At 70.7% G+C, this 19,514-nt stretch carries 15 protein-coding genes; 7 read left to right on the forward strand and 8 right to left on the reverse strand.

Features of this window, described 5'->3' with window-relative positions:
* Positions 1-130 precede the first annotated feature (130 nt).
* Positions 131-1,561 carry a GGDEF domain-containing protein gene (locus J5X75_RS46275; protein WP_208472668.1) on the reverse strand — a complete coding sequence of 477 codons (1,431 nt, stop codon included), beginning with the start codon at positions 1,559-1,561 and terminating at the stop codon, positions 131-133.
* Between the two features lie 207 nt (positions 1,562-1,768).
* On the opposite strand from J5X75_RS46275, the gene J5X75_RS38580 reads away from it, so the two are divergent.
* The 3 genes from J5X75_RS38580 to J5X75_RS38590 are packed head-to-tail and all read left to right on the forward strand — an operon-like array spanning position 1,769 to position 4,309.
* Positions 1,769-2,746 (forward strand): aldo/keto reductase, encoded by a 978-nt coding sequence (locus J5X75_RS38580; protein ID WP_307798542.1) that lies wholly within the window; start codon positions 1,769-1,771, stop codon positions 2,744-2,746.
* A 19-nt stretch (positions 2,747-2,765) separates the two neighbouring features.
* Positions 2,766-3,590 carry a fumarylacetoacetate hydrolase family protein gene (locus J5X75_RS38585; RefSeq protein WP_208472669.1) on the forward strand — a complete coding sequence of 275 codons (825 nt, stop codon included), beginning with the start codon at positions 2,766-2,768 and terminating at the stop codon, positions 3,588-3,590.
* Positions 3,587-4,309 carry an SDR family NAD(P)-dependent oxidoreductase gene (locus tag J5X75_RS38590; protein ID WP_208472670.1) on the forward strand — a complete coding sequence of 241 codons (723 nt, stop codon included), beginning with the start codon at positions 3,587-3,589 and terminating at the stop codon, positions 4,307-4,309. Before J5X75_RS38585 ends, J5X75_RS38590 begins: the two co-directional genes overlap by 4 nt.
* Before the next feature lie 57 nt (positions 4,310-4,366).
* Here J5X75_RS38590 and J5X75_RS38595 read toward each other — a convergent pair whose 3' ends face one another.
* The 3 genes from J5X75_RS38595 to J5X75_RS38605 all read right to left on the reverse strand — a co-directional run bounded on the left by J5X75_RS38595 (position 4,367) and on the right by J5X75_RS38605 (position 10,231).
* Positions 4,367-6,868, reverse strand: coding sequence for a glycoside hydrolase family 94 protein (locus J5X75_RS38595; RefSeq protein ID WP_238490720.1), 2,502 nt, complete (start codon positions 6,866-6,868; stop codon positions 4,367-4,369).
* A gap of 200 nt (positions 6,869-7,068) precedes the next feature.
* Positions 7,069-7,269: a hypothetical protein gene (locus tag J5X75_RS38600; RefSeq protein WP_208472671.1), complete on the reverse strand. Its 201-nt coding sequence runs from the start codon at positions 7,267-7,269 to the stop codon at positions 7,069-7,071.
* Between the two features lie 154 nt (positions 7,270-7,423).
* The gene (locus J5X75_RS38605; RefSeq protein WP_208472672.1) at positions 7,424-10,231 is read right to left on the reverse strand and encodes an AbfB domain-containing protein; all 2,808 of its coding nucleotides are present in this window, start codon (positions 10,229-10,231) and stop codon (positions 7,424-7,426) included.
* 287 nt (positions 10,232-10,518) lie between these two features.
* On the opposite strand from J5X75_RS38605, the gene J5X75_RS38610 reads away from it, so the two are divergent.
* Together J5X75_RS38610 and J5X75_RS38615 are read left to right on the forward strand one after the other, a co-directional pair.
* Positions 10,519-11,010 carry a VOC family protein gene (locus J5X75_RS38610; RefSeq protein ID WP_208472673.1) on the forward strand — a complete coding sequence of 164 codons (492 nt, stop codon included), beginning with the start codon at positions 10,519-10,521 and terminating at the stop codon, positions 11,008-11,010.
* Positions 11,011-11,154: 144 nt separating this feature from the next.
* The gene (locus J5X75_RS38615) at positions 11,155-11,790 is read left to right on the forward strand and encodes an SAM-dependent methyltransferase (protein WP_307798544.1); all 636 of its coding nucleotides are present in this window, start codon (positions 11,155-11,157) and stop codon (positions 11,788-11,790) included.
* On the opposite strand, the gene J5X75_RS38620 is transcribed toward J5X75_RS38615, so the two are convergent.
* Together J5X75_RS38620 and J5X75_RS38625 are read right to left on the reverse strand one after the other, a co-directional pair.
* The gene (locus J5X75_RS38620) at positions 11,763-12,296 is read right to left on the reverse strand and encodes a GNAT family N-acetyltransferase (protein WP_208472674.1); all 534 of its coding nucleotides are present in this window, start codon (positions 12,294-12,296) and stop codon (positions 11,763-11,765) included. The genes J5X75_RS38615 and J5X75_RS38620 overlap by 28 nt on opposite strands.
* 2 nt (positions 12,297-12,298) lie before the next feature.
* Positions 12,299-13,129: a hypothetical protein gene (locus J5X75_RS38625; RefSeq protein ID WP_208472675.1), complete on the reverse strand. Its 831-nt coding sequence runs from the start codon at positions 13,127-13,129 to the stop codon at positions 12,299-12,301.
* Between the two features lie 471 nt (positions 13,130-13,600).
* Here J5X75_RS38625 and J5X75_RS46500 point away from each other — a divergent pair, with 471 nt between their 5' ends.
* Both J5X75_RS46500 and J5X75_RS38635 read left to right on the forward strand, forming a co-directional pair.
* Positions 13,601-14,623 carry a pentapeptide repeat-containing protein gene (locus tag J5X75_RS46500; protein ID WP_372451024.1) on the forward strand — a complete coding sequence of 341 codons (1,023 nt, stop codon included), beginning with the start codon at positions 13,601-13,603 and terminating at the stop codon, positions 14,621-14,623.
* Between the two features lie 58 nt (positions 14,624-14,681).
* On the forward strand, positions 14,682-15,242 hold the full coding sequence (locus J5X75_RS38635; RefSeq protein WP_208472677.1) for a DUF6985 domain-containing protein: 561 nt from the start codon (positions 14,682-14,684) through the stop codon (positions 15,240-15,242).
* A 60-nt stretch (positions 15,243-15,302) separates the two neighbouring features.
* Here J5X75_RS38635 and J5X75_RS38640 read toward each other — a convergent pair whose 3' ends face one another.
* Positions 15,303-16,256 (reverse strand): hypothetical protein, encoded by a 954-nt coding sequence (locus tag J5X75_RS38640; protein ID WP_208472678.1) that lies wholly within the window; start codon positions 16,254-16,256, stop codon positions 15,303-15,305.
* Between the two features lie 1,463 nt (positions 16,257-17,719).
* Entirely contained in the window at positions 17,720-19,312 is a 1,593-nt protein-coding gene (locus J5X75_RS38645; protein ID WP_307798545.1) for an amidohydrolase, read from the reverse strand.
* Positions 19,313-19,514: the final 202 nt, after the last annotated feature.

The raw sequence follows: 19,514 nt of genomic DNA on the forward strand, positions 1-19,514 counted from the left end.
GAAAACGCCTCCACCACGCGCTATCCAATCGCCGACAGCCTCCGTCCCTCACCTGCAACAGCCCACAAAAGACCAACGCGGGTTGATCAGAACTCTGATCAACCCGCGTTTAACACCAGTCACCTAGCTCCTAGGCCGCACGGAGACGGGCCGAGCCGCGTTTGTCGGCGTACATCCGGGCGTCGGCGACGGCCAGCAGTTCGTCCGGGGTGACCGGGCGGCGCTCGGTCCAGCTGACCGCGCCGACGGCGGCCGAGACGCGCAGGACGTGCTCGTTCCACGGCAGCGGCTCGGCGACCGCCCCGGCCACCCGGGCGCCGAGCGTGCCGGCGGTGGTGTCGTCCGCACCGGAGCAGAAGATGAGGAACTCGTCGCCGCCGATGCGGGCCACCGCGTCGCCGGGCCGGACCGCACCGGTGATCCGGCGGGCGGTGGCACGCAGGATCGCGTCGCCCGCCTCGTGGCCGTACTCGTCGTTGACCGCTTTGAAGCCGTTGAGGTCGCAGTAGATCAGCGCGAGGTGGCCCGGGGCGCCGGCGGCGTGCGCGGTGATGGCCTCCGCCATCACGGTGAACAGGTGCCGGCGGTTGAGCAGACCGGTCAGCTCGTCGTGGGTGGCCTGGTGGACGAGGACGTGCTTGAGCCGGTCGATGCGAATGAGCACCAGCGGGATGCTGAGCAGCGGCGCGATGGTCAGCAGGAGACCGTCCGCGGGCTGCCCGGCCAGCTGGCCCACGCCGCCAGCGAGCGGAATCAGCAGCAGGGCCGCGCCGAGGCGGCCGAGCCGCATCCGGGGCGCCGGCGGGCTGAGGTCGACGACCGGCTCGGTGAACTGCTTGATGCTGGGGTGCAGCCCGGCCGCGCCGAGCGCCAGGTAGCCGAGGGCGAAGAAGAACGCCGGGAGCGGCGACCGCTCGCCGGCCGTGCCGAGCATGTGCACCGCGCCGACCCCGGCGATCGTGCAGACCAGCGCGCCGAACAGCAGGCGCAGGCCGGACTTGCCGAAGTCGCTGATCTGGGACACCCGCAGAAGCGCGCCACAGATGCCGAGCAGCACCAGCAGCTGGGTCAGCGCGATCAGTTGGCCGGTCACGCCCGCCGACGCGTCCAGAACGCGTGGCCGGAACAGGAACTCCCAGACCGGCGCGGCCACCGCGATGCCCCAGACCGCCGCGTCGATGGTGCCGCTGGCGTCGCGCGGGGCGTGCCGCAGCACCACCACGAGACTGGCGGCCAGCAGGAACAGATAGCCGCCGAGCTGGAGCGGGACGGTCAGCAGAGCGGGCGGGACGCCGTCACCGGGGCTCAGCCCGGCGACCAGCCAGGCCGCGTTGGTGGCGGTGAGCAGCAGCAACGCGATGATCACCAGAACCCACGGGCGCTGGTCGGCGACCCGGTGCCAGCGCAGCCCGGCCGCCACCGCCACGGCGGCGAGGATCCCGGAGAGCAGGAGAAGGCAGACGCGGAACCGCCCGTCACCGGTCAGGTAGCCGAGGGCGAGGAAGGCGGCCAGCGCCGCGAAACCCACGATCACCGTGCGCCCGGCGCTCCTCGTCCCCACGCGCTGTCCATCGGCCGCGGCGCCCCGGTCATGAGGATTCGGCTCCGGACGTGGCGGCCCGGACCGGTGGCCGCCTGCGCCGGAGCGGCCACCCCAAGATCATCGAACTGTTCACCGATGATGACTCTATGTCGGTGTTTGACTACCGCATCGACAAGCATTAAACAGTTCGGTAGATCCCGTCGGATCTACGAGAGGACCCGTTCCGTGGATCCGTTCGCGAGGGTGTCGCTGGGCGGCACCGATGTCACCGTCACCCGCCTCGGCATGGGGCTGGCGCCGATCGGTGGCCTGTATTCGGCGGTCGGCGACCGGACCGCGGTGGCCGCCGTCGACGAGGCCTGGCAGCGCGGAGTGCGCTTCTTCGACACCGCCCCGCTGTACGGCGCGGGCCTCTCCGAACGACGGGCCGGCACCGCCCTGCGGGACCGCCCGCGCGGCTGCTACACGCTCGCCACCAAGGTCGGCCGCCGCCTGGCGCCCGGCCGCCCGGATCCGGCCGACATCTGGGCCGAGGCCGACGAGACCGTGCTGACCTGGGACTTCTCCGCCGACGGGGTGTATTCGTCGTTGCACGAGAGCCGGGAACGCCTGAACGTGGACCGGATCGACGTGCTGCATCTGCACGATCCGGACGACCACTTCGAGGCGGCCGTCGCCGAGGCGCTGCCGGCCCTGGTCCGGCTGCGGCGGGAGGGCGTGATCGGGGCGGTGTCCGCCGGGATGAACCAGTCGGCGATGCTCACCGCGTTCGCCCGGACCGGCCAGTTCGACTGTTTCCTGCTGGCCGGGCGCTATTCGCTGCTGGACCAGTCCGGGCTGGCCGACCTGCTGCCGGAGTGCGAGCGGCGGGGCATCTCGGTGATCGTCGGCGGCGTCTACAACTCGGGTGTGCTGGCCGATCCGGTGCCGGGCGCCACCTACGACTACCGGCCCGCCGCGCCCAACGTGGTGGCCCGTGCGCAGGCCATGGAGCGGCTCTGCGACCGGTACGACGTACCGCTGCGCGCCGCGGCCCTGCAATTCCCGCTCGGCCACCCGGCGGTCGCGTCGGTGCTGGTCGGCATGCGCTCGCCGGAGGAGGCCGCGGACGCCGCGGCGATGGCGTCGGTGAAGATCCCCGGCGGTCTCTGGCGTGACCTGGTCGCCGCGTGGTTGCTCGACCCCGAGGTGCCGGTGCCGTGAACCGACGAGGGGAGCTGTGTTGAGATACCTGCGGGTGGGCCCACCCGGCGCGGAACGCCCGATCCTGTCCGCCGGAGGAGCGCTCTACGACCTGTCCTCGGTGACCGCCGACATCGACGCGCCGTTCCTGGCGTCCGGCGGCTACCGGGGCGATCCGGCCGCGCTGCCCCCGGCCTACGTGGACGGTGGACGGGTCGGCCCACCGCTCGCCCGGCCGGGGGTGATCCTCTGCGTCGGGCAGAACTACGCGGCCCACGCCGCCGAGTCGGGCGCCGCGCCGCCGGACGAGCCGATCATCTTCTACAAGGCGCCGAACACCGTGGTGGGGCCGGAGGACGACATCCTGCTGCCGCCGGGGTCCACGCGTACCGACTGGGAGGTCGAGCTGGGCGTGGTGATCGGCCGGACCGCCCGCTATCTGGCCTCCCCGTCCGAGGCGATGGCCTGCGTGGCCGGGTACGTGGTGGTCAACGACGTGTCCGAGCGGGAGTACCAACTGGAGCGTTCCGGCGGGCAGTGGTCCAAGGGCAAGTCGTGCGAGACGTTCAACCCGCTCGGGCCGTGGCTGGTCACGCCGGAGGAGCTGACCTTCCCGCTGCGGCTGCGGTCATGGGTGAACGGCGAGCTCCGGCAGGACTCCAGCACCGCCGACATGATCTTCGACGTCGGGTTCCTGATCTGGCACCTGTCCCAGTTCACCGTCCTCGAACCGGGGGACCTGATCAACACCGGGACGCCGCAGGGCGTGGCGCTGTCCGGGCGGTACCCGTACCTGAGGCCGGGTGACGTGGTGGAGACCGAGATCGACGGGCTGGGCCGGCAGCGCAGCGGGGTGAAAGGGTGAACGGCCTGGTCGCCGTCGTCACCGGTGGCGGTTCCGGGATCGGGGCGGCCTGCGTGCGGCGGTTCACCGAGGCCGGCGCGAAGGTCGGCGCCGTCGATCTGACCCCCGGGCCGGGCATCGTGACGGCCGACGTACGCGACGGAGCCTCCCTGGAGGCGGCGATGGCCGAGATCGCCGCCGCCCACGGAGGCATCGACATCCTGGTCAACAGCGCCGGGATCAGCTCGGTCGGGCCGGTCGAGGGCAACGACGACGACGAGTGGGCGCGGGTGCTGGACGTCAACGTGACCGGGGTGGCGCGGGCCAGCCGGGCCGCGCTGCCGTACCTGCGGCGCAGCCGGCACGCGGTGATCGTCAACCTGTCGTCGATCGCCGCCACCGCGGGTCTGGTGCAGCGGGCGCTCTACTCGGCGTCCAAGGGCGCGGTGCACGCGCTCACCCTGGCGATGGCCGCCGACCTGGTGGGCGAGGGGATCCGGGTGTGCTGCGTCGCGCCGGGCACGGTGGACACGCCGTGGGTGGGGCGGCTGCTCGCGCGTACCGATGATCCGGAGGGTGAGAAGGCGCGGCTGGCCGCGCGGCAGCCGACCGGGCGGTTGGTCACCGCGGACGAGGTGGCCGACGCGATCCTCTACCTGGCGGGCCCGGCGGCCGGCGCGACCACCGGGATGTCCCTGGCGGTCGACGGCGGCATGTCCGGCCTGCGACCGCCCCGATAGCGGTGGGTGGGGGGGGGGGGGGGGCCCGCCCCCCCCCCCCCCCCACCCCCCCACCACTCATGCGGTGGCGACCGCCTCGACCCGGACCACGGCGCCCGACGCGGCCGGCGGGATCAGGTTGCCCTCGACCCGCTCGCCGTCGACCAGCAGGTGGGTGACCCGGCCGGTCCCCCGCACGCTGATCTCGTAGGTGGCGCCACGGAACGATCGAACCGCTTCGAAGCCCGGCCATCCACCGGGCAGCACCGGGTCGATCCGCAGGCCGCCGAAGTCCGGCCGGATGCCCAGGATCCACTGGGTGACGGCCACGAAGTTCCACGCCGCGGTGCCGGTCAGCCAGGAGTTCTTGGCCTCGCCGTGCGTCGGCGCGTCCTTCCCGGCGATCATCTGGGCGTAGACGTACGGCTCACAGCGGTGCACCTCGCTGATCGTCTCCCGGGCCGACGGGTTGAGCCGCCGGTAGTAGTCGAACGCCCGGTCCCCGTTGCCGACCATCGTCTCGGCGATCATGATCCACGGGTTGGTGTGGCAGAAGATGCCGGCGTTCTCCTTGTAGCCCGGCGGGTACGAGGAGATCTCCCCCAGCTCGATCCGGTACCCCGAGTAGGCCGGCTGCTGGAGCACGATGCCGTGCGGGGTGGCCAGCCGCTCGGCCACGCTGTCCAGCGCCCGCGCCGCCAGCCCGTCCTCCAGGCCGACCCCGCCGAGCACGCACATGCCCTGCGGCTCGATGAAGATCTGCCCCTCGTCGTTCTCGCCGGAGCCGATCACGTTGCCGTGGAAGTCGTACGCCCGCCGGAACCAGGCCCCGTCCCACCCGTGCTCGGTGACCGTGCCGGCCATCTTCTCGGCCGCCGCCCGGTAGACGACCTCCTCGCCGTCCTGCCCGAGCAGCGCCGCGATCCCGGCCAGCTCCTTGGCCGCCAGCACGAACAGCCCGGCGATGAACACCGACTCGGCGACGCCGCCGGACGCGTTCTCGGTCGTCTGGAACGGCTCGCCCGGGGTGTCCGAGAAGCAGTTCAGGTTGAGGCAGTCGTTCCAGTCGGCGCGGCCGATCAGCGGCAGCCCGTGCGGGCCGAGCCGGTCCAGGGTGTAGCGCAGCGAGCGGCGCAGGTGCTCGTAGAGCGGGGCCTCACTGCCGGGCTGGTTGTCGAACGGCACCGGCTCGTCGAGGAACGCCAGGTCGCCGGTCTCCTTCAGGTACGCCGCCACGCCCAGGATCAGCCACAGCGGGTCGTCGTTGAAGCCGTCGCCGATGTCGTTGTTCCCGCGCTTGGTCAGCGGTTGGTACTGGTGGTAGGCGCCGCCGTCCGCCTTCTGGGTGGCGGCGATGTCCAGGATCCGCTCCCGGGCCCGCTCCGGCAGGATGTGCACGAATCCGAGCAGGTCCTGGTTGGAGTCCCGGAAGCCCATGCCCCGGCCGATCCCCGACTCGTAACCCGACGCCGAGCGGCTCATGTTGAAGGTGACCAGGCACTGGTAGGCGTTCCAGATGTTGACCATGCGGTCGGTGTCGCCGTCCGGGGTGGTCACGCGCAGGCCGCCGAGCAGCCCGTCCCAGTAGGCGCGCAGGTCCGCGTACCCCTTCTCGACGGTCTCCGAGCGCAACCAGCGCTCGATGACCGGCCGGACGCGGGTCTTGTTGACCGTCTGCGAGCCCGGCGGGTCGAACTTGTCGTCCTTCGGGTTCTCGGCGTACCCGAGCACGAAGATCACCTCGCGGGTCTCGCCCGGCGCGAGCGCCAGCCGCACGTGGTGGCTGCCGACCGGCTGCCAGCCGTGCGCGACCGAGTCCTTCGCCGCGCCGGCCTCGACGACGGCCGGGCGGTCCCAGCCGCGGTACGCGCCGAGGAACGACTCACGCTGCGTGTCGAACCCGGCCAACGGCTCCGAGCAGGCGAAATAGGCGAAGTGGTCGCGGCGTTCGCGGTACTCGGTCTTGTGGTAGATCACCCCGTCGACCACCTCGACCTGGCCGATCGAGTAGTTGCGCTGGAAGTTGGTGCTGTCGTCCTGGGCGTCCCAGAGGCAGAACTCGATCGCCGAGAAGAGCGACACCTCGGCGCTCTCGGCCCGCTCGTTGGTGACCCGCACCCGCCAGACCTCGAGGGTCTCCCCCAGCGGCGCGAAGTACAGCGTCTCGGCACGGATCCCGTTCCGCGCCGAGCCGATCTTCGTGTAGGACAGGCCGTGCCGGCACTCGTAGCCGTCCAGCTCACGCTCCGGCGTCGGCTGCCAGGAGGGCGACCAGTAGTCGCCGGTCGCGTCGTCGCGCACGTAGACGTACCGGCCGCCCACGTCGAGGGGCGCGTTGTTGTAGCGGTAGCGGGTCAGCCGCCGCAGTTTGGCGTCACGGTAGAAGGAGTAGCCACCCGCCGTGTTGGACACGATCCCGAAATACGCGTCCGTGCCGAGGTAATTGATCCACGGCAACGGCGTATCCGGCCTGTCGATGACGTACTCACGCTGCTCATCGTCGAAATACCCGTAGCGCAACAGGTCCTCCACCGTCGCCGTCGGTCCCGCCCGGCCCTTCGCCGGTCGGCCTGGAAGCATCTTGGGAGCGCTCCCATGGCCGTCCATTTTACCGCTCGGACACGCTCCTGGGACCGGCCCGAAAAGACTCTTGCGATTCGGATTTCCACGACCCTTTCCGGTACGGACGTGAGCACCCCGACCGCGCCCACACCGCCCGTGGCTGTCCGCCACCTGATCGCGGCGCACGGCCGCGGGGCCCGCTACGGCGCTGGCGGGGCTCACCCTCGGTCACGGTCGAGAATCGCCGCTTCGAGCCGCAGCCCGACCCCGATCATCACGAACAGCCCCGCGAACACCCACGGCCCGATCGACGGGCCGATGCCGACCCACGCCTCCAGCAGAGCGATCAACAGGCCCACGAACACCGTGGTGTTCCCGACCATCCGTGCGACGTGGGCTCTCGCTCCCCGCGCGTCCATGCCCGGACCCTATGCGCGCGGCCACCACCCCACCCCCGGATCCGCCGATCCCGCGGGCGGCAGACAGACTCACGGCCGGCCGGGTGTGGGGCCGGCCGGCCGTGAGGGCTGTTTCGGCGGCCGGGAGACAGCGCTCACGGCCGGCCGGTCGGGGTCACGGGGTCCAGGGGTTCGCCACCGTCCAGGAACTGTCGGCGGACAGGGTCATCGGGCGGTCGAAGCCGGCTCCGGCGCCGGAGGCGATGAAGACCTGGGCGTCGAAGTGGCGCAGGTAGCTGCCCGGGAAGTTGATCGACTCGAAGGTGACGCCGGTGCCACCCAGGCCGGGCCGGGCGCAGAAGGTGGCGTCGCCGGCGAAGAGCGCCGACCCGTCGTTGGCCGCCAGGCGGATCCGGCTGGAGGCGTGGCGCAGGTACTGTCCGGGGAAATTGACCGACTCGAAGGTGTAGCAGGACGAGTCGGCCAGGCCGCGGCGCAGCGTGACGGTGGCGTCCGCCTTGAGCAGGGCGGAGCTGCCGGCGGTCACCGGTTCGGTCCAGCCGAGGCTGTCGGCGTGCCGCAGGTAGCGGTCGGTGTACCCCCACGTGGTGACCTGGAGCGACCGCCGCACGTCGTAGGGCAGGAGCACCGAACTGCGCCATTGGGCCGGGTTCGCGACGTTCCAGGTGGCGTCGGCCGCGAACGAGCCGCCGGTGTTCGCGTCGATCCGGACCTGGTCGTTGGCGTGCCGCAGGTACTGCCCCGGCTGGTTGGCCGCCTCGAAAGAGACCCCGCCGGCCGCCAGGCCCGGCCGGGAGCACCACGTGGCGTCCGCGGCGAACGAGCCGCCGGTGTCCGGGTCGAGCCGCACCACGCTGTTCGCGTGCCGCAGGAAGCGGCCCGGGTAGTTCACCGACTCGAACGAGTAGCAGCGCGGATCGGACAGACCGGCCACGGTACGGAACGACGCGTCCTGCCGCGGCCCGTCCCCACTGATCACGTCGGTACGCGCCAGCGAGTTCGCGTGCCGCAGGTGACGATCCGTGTAGCCGGGCGTGGTGACCTGGAAGGACCGTACGTGCCCGAGGGTGAGCGGCACCGCCGCGTTCTGGTTGCGCGACGCCCGGATCAGATCGGTCAGCGCCGCCCGCACCCGGGCGGTGTCCACCTTCTGGATCTGCCGGTCGTAGGTGAGCAGCCCGTTGTACTCGCCCTCCACGTCGGTGATCTCGGTGTAGACGAACCCGGACAGCCCCTTGCTGGTCATCAGCCGCTGCGAGTCCCGGATCATGCCGGTGAACCGGTCGTTGAGATGCGCCGCGCCGGACATCTGCTCGTACGCGAAGAACTGCCCGTTGGGGCTGTACTCGTGCCCGGGCGTGCGCAGCCCGAGGCCACCGAACTCGCCGAGGATCGACACCCGGGTGGTGCTGGGACGGGGCGCGTCCGGTCCGGTGTAGATGTGCCAGTCGATGATGTCGCCGGTGCCGGGGTCGCCCTTGGAGGCGCAGCAGTTGTAGCCGCTGTGCGGGTTCATCAGGCGGGTCGGGTCGTAGGCCTTCAGGTCCCGGGTGACCCGCTGGGTGTCGGCGAGGTTCCACTCGCCCCACCCCTCGTTGAACGGCACGTAGGTGACCACGGCCGGCGAGAACCGGTGCTCGTCGATGATCTCCCGGGCCTCGGTCTCGAACTGGGCGATCTGCGCGGCCGTGCGGTTGGCGTCGGCTGGCGGGGTGGACGGGATGTCCTGCCAGACCAGCAGGCCGAGGCGGTCGGCGTGGTAGTACCAGCGGGCCGGTTCCACCTTGATGTGCTTGCGGACCATGTTGAAGCCGAGGTCCTTGTGTTTCTGGAGGTCGAACTGGAGGGCCGCGTCGGTGGGTGCGGTGTAGAGACCGTCCGGCCAGTAGCCCTGGTCGAGGGTGCCGGCCTGGAAGACGAACTCGCCGTTGAGGGTGGGCCGCAACACCCCGTTCACCAGCTTGGTGCCGATCTCCCGCATGCCGAAGTAGCTGGTGACCTGGTCGACGGTGCTTCCCGCGGCGGTGCGCAGGGACACCCGCAGGTTGTAGAGGTACGGGTCGTCGGGGGACCAGCGGCGGGCGTTCGGCACCGGCACAGTGAAGTCGGTGAAGCCACCGGTCGCGGTGCCGACCACGGTGGTTCCGGTCATCGATTCGGCGAGCACGGTGTGCCCTGACACGTTTCCGCGCGCGAACACCCGTACCCGAACGGTGTTGTCGGCGATGTCGGGATAGATGTCGACCGAGTAGATCGAGGAGACCGGGGTCGGTTCGAGCCAGACGGTCTGCCAGATGCCGGAGACGGGCGTGTAGAAGATGCCGCTCGGGTTGTTGGTCTGCTTGCCGGTCGGCTGCTTCTCGCCACGCCCGTCGGTGGGGTCGTAGACGCGCACGACGATCTCGTTGGTGCCGCCGTTGAGCTGCGGCGTGACGTCCACCTCGAAGCGGTCGTAGCCGCCCTTGTGGGTGGTCACCTGGGTGCCGTTGACCCAGACGGTGGCCTCGTAGTCGACCGCGCCGAAGTGCAGCTGGACGCGGCGGCCGGCCCACCCGGCCGGGACCGTGAAGGTGCGCCGGTAGAACATCAGGTCACGGTTGTCGTTGCGCATGATCCCGGAGAGGGCGGACTCCACCGGGTAGGGCACCAGGATCCGCTCCGGCAGGGTCTGCCCGATCGGCGGCGCGGCGTTGCGGTTCACGTTGCCGGCGCTGTCGGTCGCCGGGTTGAGGAACTGCCACTCCCCGTTCAGCGACTGCCAGTCGGGGCGGATCATCTGCGGCCGCGGGTACTCCGGCAGCGGGTTGGTGGTGGACACCTGGCTGGTCCACGGGGTGCTGAGCGGCGGCGTCTTGGGGACGACGGCCGCGGCGGGCGCGGCGGCGGCCACGAGCACGCTCGCGGCCAGGGTCAGGACGGCGACGGTACGGGCCACGAGCGGCCGCACGACGGATCGGCGCATCGGACTCCTCGGGAACGGGCACGCCGAAGGCCCGGCGCACGACCGTCGGGTCGCGGGCCGGTGCGCGGCGCTGGGGACGGACGGGGACGGGCCGAACGTAAGTGAACCGGGAGAGCACCGGAACCCAGCAAAGACGAACAGGCTCGCACACATTCATCCACCGCCGTGGATTATCTGTCAAGAGACCGAACCGTTTCCGGAACCGCGGCAGCCGACAATTTCGCGAAGACTGCCCAATGTCGGCCATCCGGTCGGCGCTACCGCCCTGAGCAGCGCAAGATCCAGGAATGACCGACCTCGCCGCCCTCGAAGCCGCCCGCCACCGCATCCGCGAGGACCACCTGCGGCCCGCGGCCGAACGGCCACCCTCCACCGCCCGCGGCCTGCACCACACCGCCCTGATCAGCAGCGATGTGGAGCAGACCGTCCGCTTCTACCAGGACCTGCTCGGTTTCCCGTTGACCGAGCTGATCGAGAACCGGGACTACCCCGGCTCGTCACACTTCTTCTTCGACATCGGCAACGGCAACCTGCTGGCCTTCTTCGACCTGCCCGGCCTGGACCTCGGCCCGTACGCCGAAGTGCTGGGCGGCCTGCACCACATGGCCATATCGGTGGCCCCGGAACGCTGGGACGAGCTGGTCCAGCGGCTCGCCGGCGCGGGCGTCGAGCACACCGTGCACAGCGGCGTCTCGGTCTACTTCCGCGACCCGGACGGCGCCCGCATCGAGCTGATCGCCGACCCGCTGGGCGAGATGTACGGCACGAAGGTCCTCTGACGCCGTACCGTCGTCACCCCGGAGGGATGAGACCCTGTCAGTTCCGGCACGAACATTGCCGTCGTGTTAACGGGGTCCCGGATGGATCTTCTGCGATAAGGTCGGCGCGATCGCCCCACATCGATACGGAACGGAGGACATCCGGTGACCGAGCTGCCGGCCCGCGAGAGCCGGGCGTTCCTCCAGCGTGCGGTGCGGTTCCTGGCCGAAGAGGCGCGGGTCGACCAGTTCCTCGACATCGGCGCCGGCCTGCCCAGCGGCGGCAACACCCACGAGATCGCACAGCGCCGGGTGCCGCACGCCCGGGTCCTCTACGTCGACAACGACCCGGCGGTCGGCGTACCGGCCCGTGCGCTGCTGACCGGCACCGCGACCTACCTCGAGGAGGATCTGCGCAACCCGGGCGCCATCCTCGACCACCCGCTGCTCAAGGAGACCCTCGACCTGAACCGGCCGGTCGGGCTGATCCTCATCGCCGTCCTGCACCTGCTGCCCGACCAGGTACGGGCCCGGGAGATCGTCCGCGAACTGCTCGCCGCGCTCCCGTCCGGCAGCTACCTGGCCGCCACCAACCCCACCCTCGACCACGGCACGCCCGACACGACGCCGGCCGCCGGCAGAGCACGCAGCCGGGCCGAGTTCGCCGAGTTCTTCACCGGGCTGGGCCTGATCGGCCCGGGCATCGTGCCGGTCTCCGAATGGCTCCCCGAGGTCCCGGCACACCAGCGGCCCGCACCCGAACAGGTCGCCGTCTACGGGGCGGTCGGCCGCAAACCCTGATCGTCCAGGCCGCGGCGGTAACGCACCTCGGCCAGCGGAAAACCCCGCGAGTCGTCGACCTTCCGCGCCCCGTCCGGGCGCCACCCGGCCGCCTCGTAGAACCGCCGCGCCCGCACATTCGAACCCAGCACCCACAGCGTCGCCGCACCGAAGCCGGCATCCGCCAGATGTCGCAGCGCGGCGGCCATCAGCGCCCGGCCCGCCCCGCGTCCCCAGTGCTCCGGCAGCAGATAGATCGCGGTGATCTCGCCGACCCCCGCCTCGCCGTCCCGGCTCCCCCGGAGCGCGGCGAACCCCACCGGCACACCACCGTCGTCCCACACCAGCACCGCGGCCGGCGGGCTGATCCCGGACAGCCAGCTTCGCCACCCGGGCTCCCGGTCGGCCGGATCCAGGGAATCCAGATAGTCACCGGGGACCTGGCCCGCGTACGCCACCTGCCAGGTGCGCACGTGCACGACCGCCAGCGCGGCGGCGTCGTCCAGGGTCGCCTGCCGAATCACCATGGTCAGTTGTGATACCGCTTCGCCTCGGTCACCCGTTGACGCCACGCGGCACGGATCGCGTCCAATGCGGACCGATGCCGACGCTCCCAGTCGTCCAGGCGCTCGCCGACGATCCGCACGGCGATGTCGTAGGCCGGGCGCCGGCAGTCGGCATCGGCGGCGTGAACAGCGGCGATCTCGGCGACCGCCTCGTCCCAGCCGGGGTTCGGGGGCGGGTCCAGGCGGGGCGCGTAGAGGAGATCGATGCGTGCGCCGGGCACGTCGTACCCGTACCTCTGCTTCATGCATTTCGGATAACGGCGCATGCCGTCGCGCACACCCGGATCCCGGTTCACGATCTCCGCCAGCTCGGTGAAGCCGCTCAGCTCGTCGACGGCCGGATGCGGCGGATCGGGATCCTGGTAATCGCGGTTGCCGAACCGCTCCCGGCAATTGTCCAGACCCGGCGGCGGCGGGGTGGCGTAGTCATAGAGGCCGGACTCCCACACCCGGGCGGCGGCCAGCTCGTTCAGCGCCTGGATCCGGCCACGGTCGGTCAGCGAGTCGAAAACCGTGCCGTAGCCGGTGCCGAAACCCAGATCGGCGTCGGAGAAATCGCGGTAGAAATCCACATACGGATGGCGCTGGTAGGGCTTCCCGAGAACCCGCATGCAGGCCTCGATGCCACCCTCCACCCGGTGATAGTTGACCAGCAGGTGCGCCCGGCGCTCCACCACGTTCCCGGAGATCTCCAGCGTCAGCCGGTCCAGCCGGGCCGCGACAGCCGCGGGATCGGAGGCCTCGGCGCCCACCGCCGGCGACACCGTTCCGGCCAGGACCAAAGCCCAGATCAACGCCGCGACGATCCGACGCCCCATACCGGTCCAACGAGGGGATTCCGGCACGGTTACGGCCAAAATTCATTCGATCGTACGGGTCTGCCGAGTCCCGCCGCTCCCCGCGATCCGGGTGCGGGTCCAGGTTGTGCCGCGACCGCCGGGCTTACCTGCCCACTCGGGCTCGCGACCGGCTGCCGGCGCCGGGCCGCGGCCCGGCCCGGGCCGACGCGACCCGACCCGACGCGACCCGACCCGACGCGACCCGACGCGACGCGGCCCGACGCGACGCGGCCCGACGCGGCCTCCCCATCACGGTGACTCGCGGGCTGATCTTTCCGATCGCGGGCCGTTCTTCCCGGGAGCTCGCGTGACGGTGGCCTGGGCGCCGCCCTTTTCGCCCGGGCCACCGTCACGGCTCTCGGAGGGTCAGCGGCCCCGGGTCGTGGTGGCCGCTTCGCCGGCGGCACCCTGCTCAGCGGCGCCCTCATCGGCAGCGCCGGCGTCAGCGGCACCGTCGTCGGCGGCACCCTCCTCAGTAGCACCCTCCTCAGCGGCACCTCCCTCAGCGGCACCTCCCTCAGCGGCACCTTCCTCAGCGGCACCCTCATCGGCAGCGCCGCCGCCGGCGCCGGCGACCGCCTTGGCGTCGGCGAGGGCCAGGCAGGACTGGAGCAGGGCCTGCTGAGCGGAGGCCACGGCTACCGCGGCGGCGTCCTGAGCACCGGCGGCACCTTCCTCAGCGGCGCCTTCCTCAGCGGCACCCTCCTGAGCGGCACCCTCCTCGGCGTTGCCCTTCCCGGCGTTACCCTTCCCGGCGTTGCCCGCCTTTCCGGCCTTTCCGCCCTTTCCGGCCTTTCCAGCGGCCCTGAGCACCTTGAGGTACTTCTTGGCGAGCGCGCGGTTCTCCGCCTTCGCGGCGGCCGGGTCCTCGGCAGCCTCGGCGGCCTCCTCCGCACCGGCTTCACCGGCGGCCGCGGCCACATCCGCGGCGAAGGTGTCACACGCCGCCTCGAGTGCGACGGCCGAAGCGGCGGCCGCCTCCCCGGGGGCCTGCGCCTGCACCGGGGCCAGTTCCTCACCGTCGCAGATCACGCTGCCCGCGTTGACCTGAAGTTCCGTACATTGCGAGACGTCGAACTGCTGACCGTCGACACTCACCAGATCGGCGGCCTTCGTCTCGGTGCCGGCCGAAGCCAGTTGCACACCGGTCACCCCGCTGACCACCAACACTCCCGCGACCACCACCGCGCCGATCGTCTTCCGCCGACTGTCCGGGTTCCGTCGGTACGAGCGCGCCCTCATAATCACTCCTCGTCGTTGGACGTCGATGTCATCGGTTGGGGGGCCATACGGGATCCGGCGGCCGGACGGTTCAACGCAAACTTCGCGGACCCCTCCCGCAGGACCTCTCCAGCCCCGATGTCACCGCAGCTCAGCGACCATGTGTGCCACGCCTGGAAAATGTTCTCGACGAAGCACGAACCGTCCTCCGATCGATGCTCACGCTGACCGGCTACGCAGAGTGATTCATGCTGGGCGATCAATTTCGCGCGCTATGGTGGTCGCGATGGAGATCCCCGGGCTCGGCCCCGTCGTGCACGACGAGCACCTGGGCTGGTTTCGCAGTGCCCCCGTGCCGGTGCCGGTGCTGGGTGGCGCGCTGTGCCGGATCGCGGTCGAGGGCTATGACGGCGGCCTCGACTTTCACGCCGCGATCCGCACGTTCCTGGCCCTCGACAGCAGCGCGCTGACCGCGGCCGCCCCCGCGATCTTCGAGTACTACCGCGACATCATCGAGGAGGTCCGCGCCTGCGGCGAGGAGGACGAGCTGTATGCCGACGTCCCCGGCCCCGATCAGGTCCTCGACTACGTGACACTCGGGACCGAACCCGTGGTCGTCCGTGATCCGCACGCCGACCGCCGGGTCTACGTGCGGGTGGCCTGCGACTGCGACTGGGAGGAGGAACACGGCCTCGACCTGGTCTTCCGCGACGGTGCCGCGATCACCCTGGTCGGCCCGTCCACCGGCACACTGCGCAATCTGGGCACCTTCGACGAACTCACCGAAGACGTGATCTACCGCCGCCGACCCTCCAGGACACGAAGCACCGGGCCGGGAGAAGGATGAGCGCCCCCGAGCCGCTCGGCCCGGAAGCGCCCACCACTGGTCAACAGTTCCAGCGCGTTGTCAGAGGTTTCGATCCGCAGCGATACGGTCCTCGATGGAGGGACCGTCCGGCTCCATGTCCTCGATCTTGTGTACGGCCGCCCTCGCGACCTTCTTGAGCTCCCGCTCGCGCGGTTCCTCCAAACCGATCAGGCCCACGGTCATGGACAGGTCGTCCTGCGCGACGATCACCAGCTTGCCGTACAGGGTCATCTCGAAATCGGCGTCGGTGACCTCGAGAACCATGGAGACGCCGGCGGAGTCGTCACCGAGACGCGGGTTCCATTTGAGCGGCGTCATGGTGAGCTCGACGCCCTCCTGCTCGATCCTCGGGCAGTTCTCGAGCACCTCGATCGTGTCGTCGACCATGTCAGCGGCGATCTCCGGCCCCGTGTCGGCCAGAAGCTCCAGAGCGAACAGGCCCTTCTCCTCGTTGACGAACACAGCGGCGGCACTCTCGCCCTGCTCCTTCCCCGGCTCCCGAACCTCGACCGGCTCCCGAACCGTCGCCGGCTCCCGCAGGTCCGCCGGTTCCCGCAGCTCGGCCTGGTCCCGAACCCCCGCCGGATCCCGCAGCTCGGCCTGGTCCCGAACCCCCGCCGGATCCCGCAGCTCGGCCTGGTCCCGAACCCCCGCCGGCTCTCGCAGCTTGGTCTGGTCCCGCAGCTTCGCCGGCTCGGCGTTCGGCCCCTGGTCCGGCATCTCGGCGATCGACGCGGCGGCCGGGACGGAGCAGAGATCCTGGTCCACGTCGTAGCCCGCAAGCACCTCCCGGAACAACTCGTCGGCGTCCGGCAGATCCTGGGCGACGTACCCCCTCGGCAGGTCCTCCTCGGTGAGCAGCGATTCCTCGAGATCCGAGCCCATCCCGACGGCCGGCCCCGCCACAGCCGGGACGGCCGGGACGGTAGCGACCGACAGGCCGAGACCCACGGAAAACGCCATAACTGTTGAGAACTTCTTCAATACCCCCATTCCATGAATTTTCCTCTACCCCTCACGTCGCCGCTCGACTTTCGCCGACCGCAGATCACCAACGCCCCCGAAAGCACCGAGCATCCAAGCCCAGCACCAGGCGAACTCCCCTCGACAGACAACTGCCCTCGGCAGACAACTCCCTCGGCAGACAACTCTCAGCCACCGCACACCACTGACGACGGCAATCACCGCGCGGCCAATTCAGAAACCAGCCGACCGCCACCCCCGCACACAACTCCCACCACCCACACACCACAGACAACCCCAAGCACCGAACGGCAAACCCGGAAACCCGCCGACCGCCACCCTCACCAACAACTCCGACCCACCATCGAATGGCCGGTCCGATACCGACCAATCCACCTCTCGACGCGCGCCTTCCGTCGACCGGAGACCAGCAGCCATCGACCATCGCAAGCACCGAACGGCCAGCAAGTACCCGGAACAAGAAGAAGGCCCGACACCGAGAAGGACCCAGCACGGGAAGCCCCGGGATAGGAAAAGCCCCGGCGCGGGAAGGCTCAGCACGGGAAGCCCCAGCGCGGGAATGCCCAGTGCGGGAAACGTCCAGCCCGGGAAACGTCCAGCCCGGGAATGTTGACCGGCGGAGTCGAGGAGGGCTGCGGCACGTAGGGAACCTTTCCGCGGCCCGGGTAGATGCTGCACGTTCCCGCACCCCACCGAGCCGCGCGATCTTGGACCCATTGCCACCGAGAACGGTAGCGATTCGTCCAAGATCGACCTGTCGATTGGTACGGGTAGCACCATCCGCCGCAACCCTGACCGCAAACCGATTCAAGGTTCTTCGCGGTAAAGGAAAGCGTCGCGCGTCCCACGTTCAGACCGCGCAATCTTGAGGATTCCGCCACCGAACGCGGTAGCAAATCGTCCAAGATCGACGGGCAATTGGCGTGGGAAAGGCCGCAGCCGCGACCTCAACCGCAGAAGAGATTCAGAAATCTTTATCGGTCACACAAAGCTCCTCCGCGTCCCGCATGCCAAAGCATGCGATCTTGAACGATTCGCCACCGAGAGCGGTGGTGAATCGTCCAAGATCGACGGACGATTGGCGCGAGAGGAGCCTCGACCCCGGACCCGGCCCGATCGCGGAACGGCGCCTCGACCTCGACCTCGCCCCCGGCCACGGCCACGACCTCGACCCCAGGACCGACCCCGGGGACCGACCTCGACCTCGACCTCGACCTCGACCTCGACCTCGACCTCGACCTCGACCTCGACCTCGACCTCGACCTCGACCAAGGCAACTTAAAGGGATCCCTCGCCGTCAAGAGAGCGCCGCGCGTCCCGCATGTCAGACCGCGCGATCTTGAATGATTCGCCACCGGAAGCGGTAGTCAATCGTCCAAGATCGGCGGGTGAACGGCCGAGCGGGCGGAAGGAGCCGCAGCCGCAGCCGCGGGCGGCGGGGAAGGGGCGCAACCGTTGCCGCCAGGGGCTGTCTACTGTGAGCGGTGGGCTACCGTCCCGTCGACGATGGTCAGGGGGATCGGGGACTCGGCGAATTCGTCCGGGTCGGCGGTGAGCGGGTCCAGTCCGAAGACCGTGAGGTCGGCCCGCTGGCCGGGGACCAGTCGCCCGGACCGGCCGGCCGCCGCGGCCGCCTCGGTGGTGTAGCCCTCCAGGGCCATCTCGGCGGTGAGCGCCTGTTCCGGCAGGACCGGTTCGATGTCGGCGTGTCCAGCCGGCCGCCGCAGCCGGGCCGCCGCGATGATGGCCCGCGGGTCGAACGGGGCGATCGGCCAGTCCGAGCCGAGGGTCAGGCGGGCGCCCCGGTCGCGCAGGTCGCGGGCACGGAAGGCACGGTCGGCACGGCGTTTGCCGAGCCGGGTGGACCAGTTGTCGCTGTGGTCGGCGCGCGTGTAGTGGGTGCAGTGGGTGGGCTGCATGCCGGCGGTCACGTCGAGTTCGGCGAACCGTCCGATCAGCTCGGACGGCATGGTCTCCAGGTGTTCGATGCGGTGCGGCGCCCGGGTTCGCGGCAGGCCGGCGTAGGTGTCCAGCACGTACCGGATTCCGGCGTCGCCGATGGCGTGGGTGACGATCGGGACGCCGTGGCCGGCGAGCCGGTGGGCGGCCGCGGCGTACTCGGCGGGGTCGGGCCAGAGGCAGGCGGTGGATTCGCCGTGGGTGTCGGGTTCGTCGAGCCAGGCGGTGCCGCCGTCGACGGTGCCGTCGATCATGAATTTGGCGCCTTCGACGCGCCAGCGGCGCCCGGTCAGGCGCTGGCGGGCGATCACGTCGTCGAGCCCGTCGGCGCCGGCGCCGGGCATCACGAACGGCGCGCACCGCCAGCGCACCGGCAGGTCGCCTTCGTCCTCCAGGGCCCGGAAGAGTTCCAGGGAGTCTTCCTCGAAGTCCATGGCGTCGGCCGCGGTCAGCCCGGTGGCGGCCATCCGGTCGAGCAGGTCGCGCAGCCGTTTCCGGCGGGCGGCCGGTTCGTCGGCCGGCAGGAGCCGGCGGACCAGGTGGTACGCGTCGAATTCGAGCAGGTGGCCGGTGGGCCGGCCGTCGGCGCCGCAGACCACGCCGGCCCCGGACGGGAAGTCCCGCGGCCCGGTGATTCCGGCCAGTTCCAGGGCGCGCGGGCTGACCAGCGCCGAGTGCCCGTCGAAGAGCAGCAGGAACACGGGCACGTCGGGTCCGGCGGCCTCGACCAGTGGGGCGTGTGTGATCGGCGCGCCGTCGAAGGCGTTCGGGTCGAGGCCCCAACCTTCGATCCATCCGCCGGGCGTCACGGCGGCGGCTTTCAGCGCCGCTTTCAAACCTTCGAGGGTACGGGCGCCCGACAGGTCCACGCCCCGGGTGAGGCCGATGCCCATGACCGGGTGGAAGTGCCCGTCGACCAGGCCGGGGGTGATGGTGGCCGGGCCCAGGTCGATGATCTCGGTGCCGGGGCCGCGCCAGTCACGCACGTCGGCACGGTCGCCGAGCGCGACGATGACGCCGCCGGCGATGGCGATCGCGGTCGGCGCCGTGGATCCGGCCATGGTGTGGATCCGGTCGGCCATCAGGATCAGGTCGGCGGCGCTCACGCGGGCCTCCTCGGTGATGGGACGGTTCTCGTCCTCTACTACCGGCGTGATGGGGGCGGGGTTCATCCGGCGCACGGCTTCGGCGCCGCTCGCCCGTACGATGAAAGGATTTTGATCTTGAAAAGCGCCCGCCGCCGGGGTCGTCACCGACGGTATCCGAGCGCAAACTTCCAGGTAAGCGCCTACCGGGTGACCACCCGTT

The organism is Actinoplanes flavus, assembly GCF_017592555.1.
GTDB classification, from domain to species: Bacteria; Actinomycetota; Actinomycetes; order Mycobacteriales; family Micromonosporaceae; genus Actinoplanes; species Actinoplanes flavus.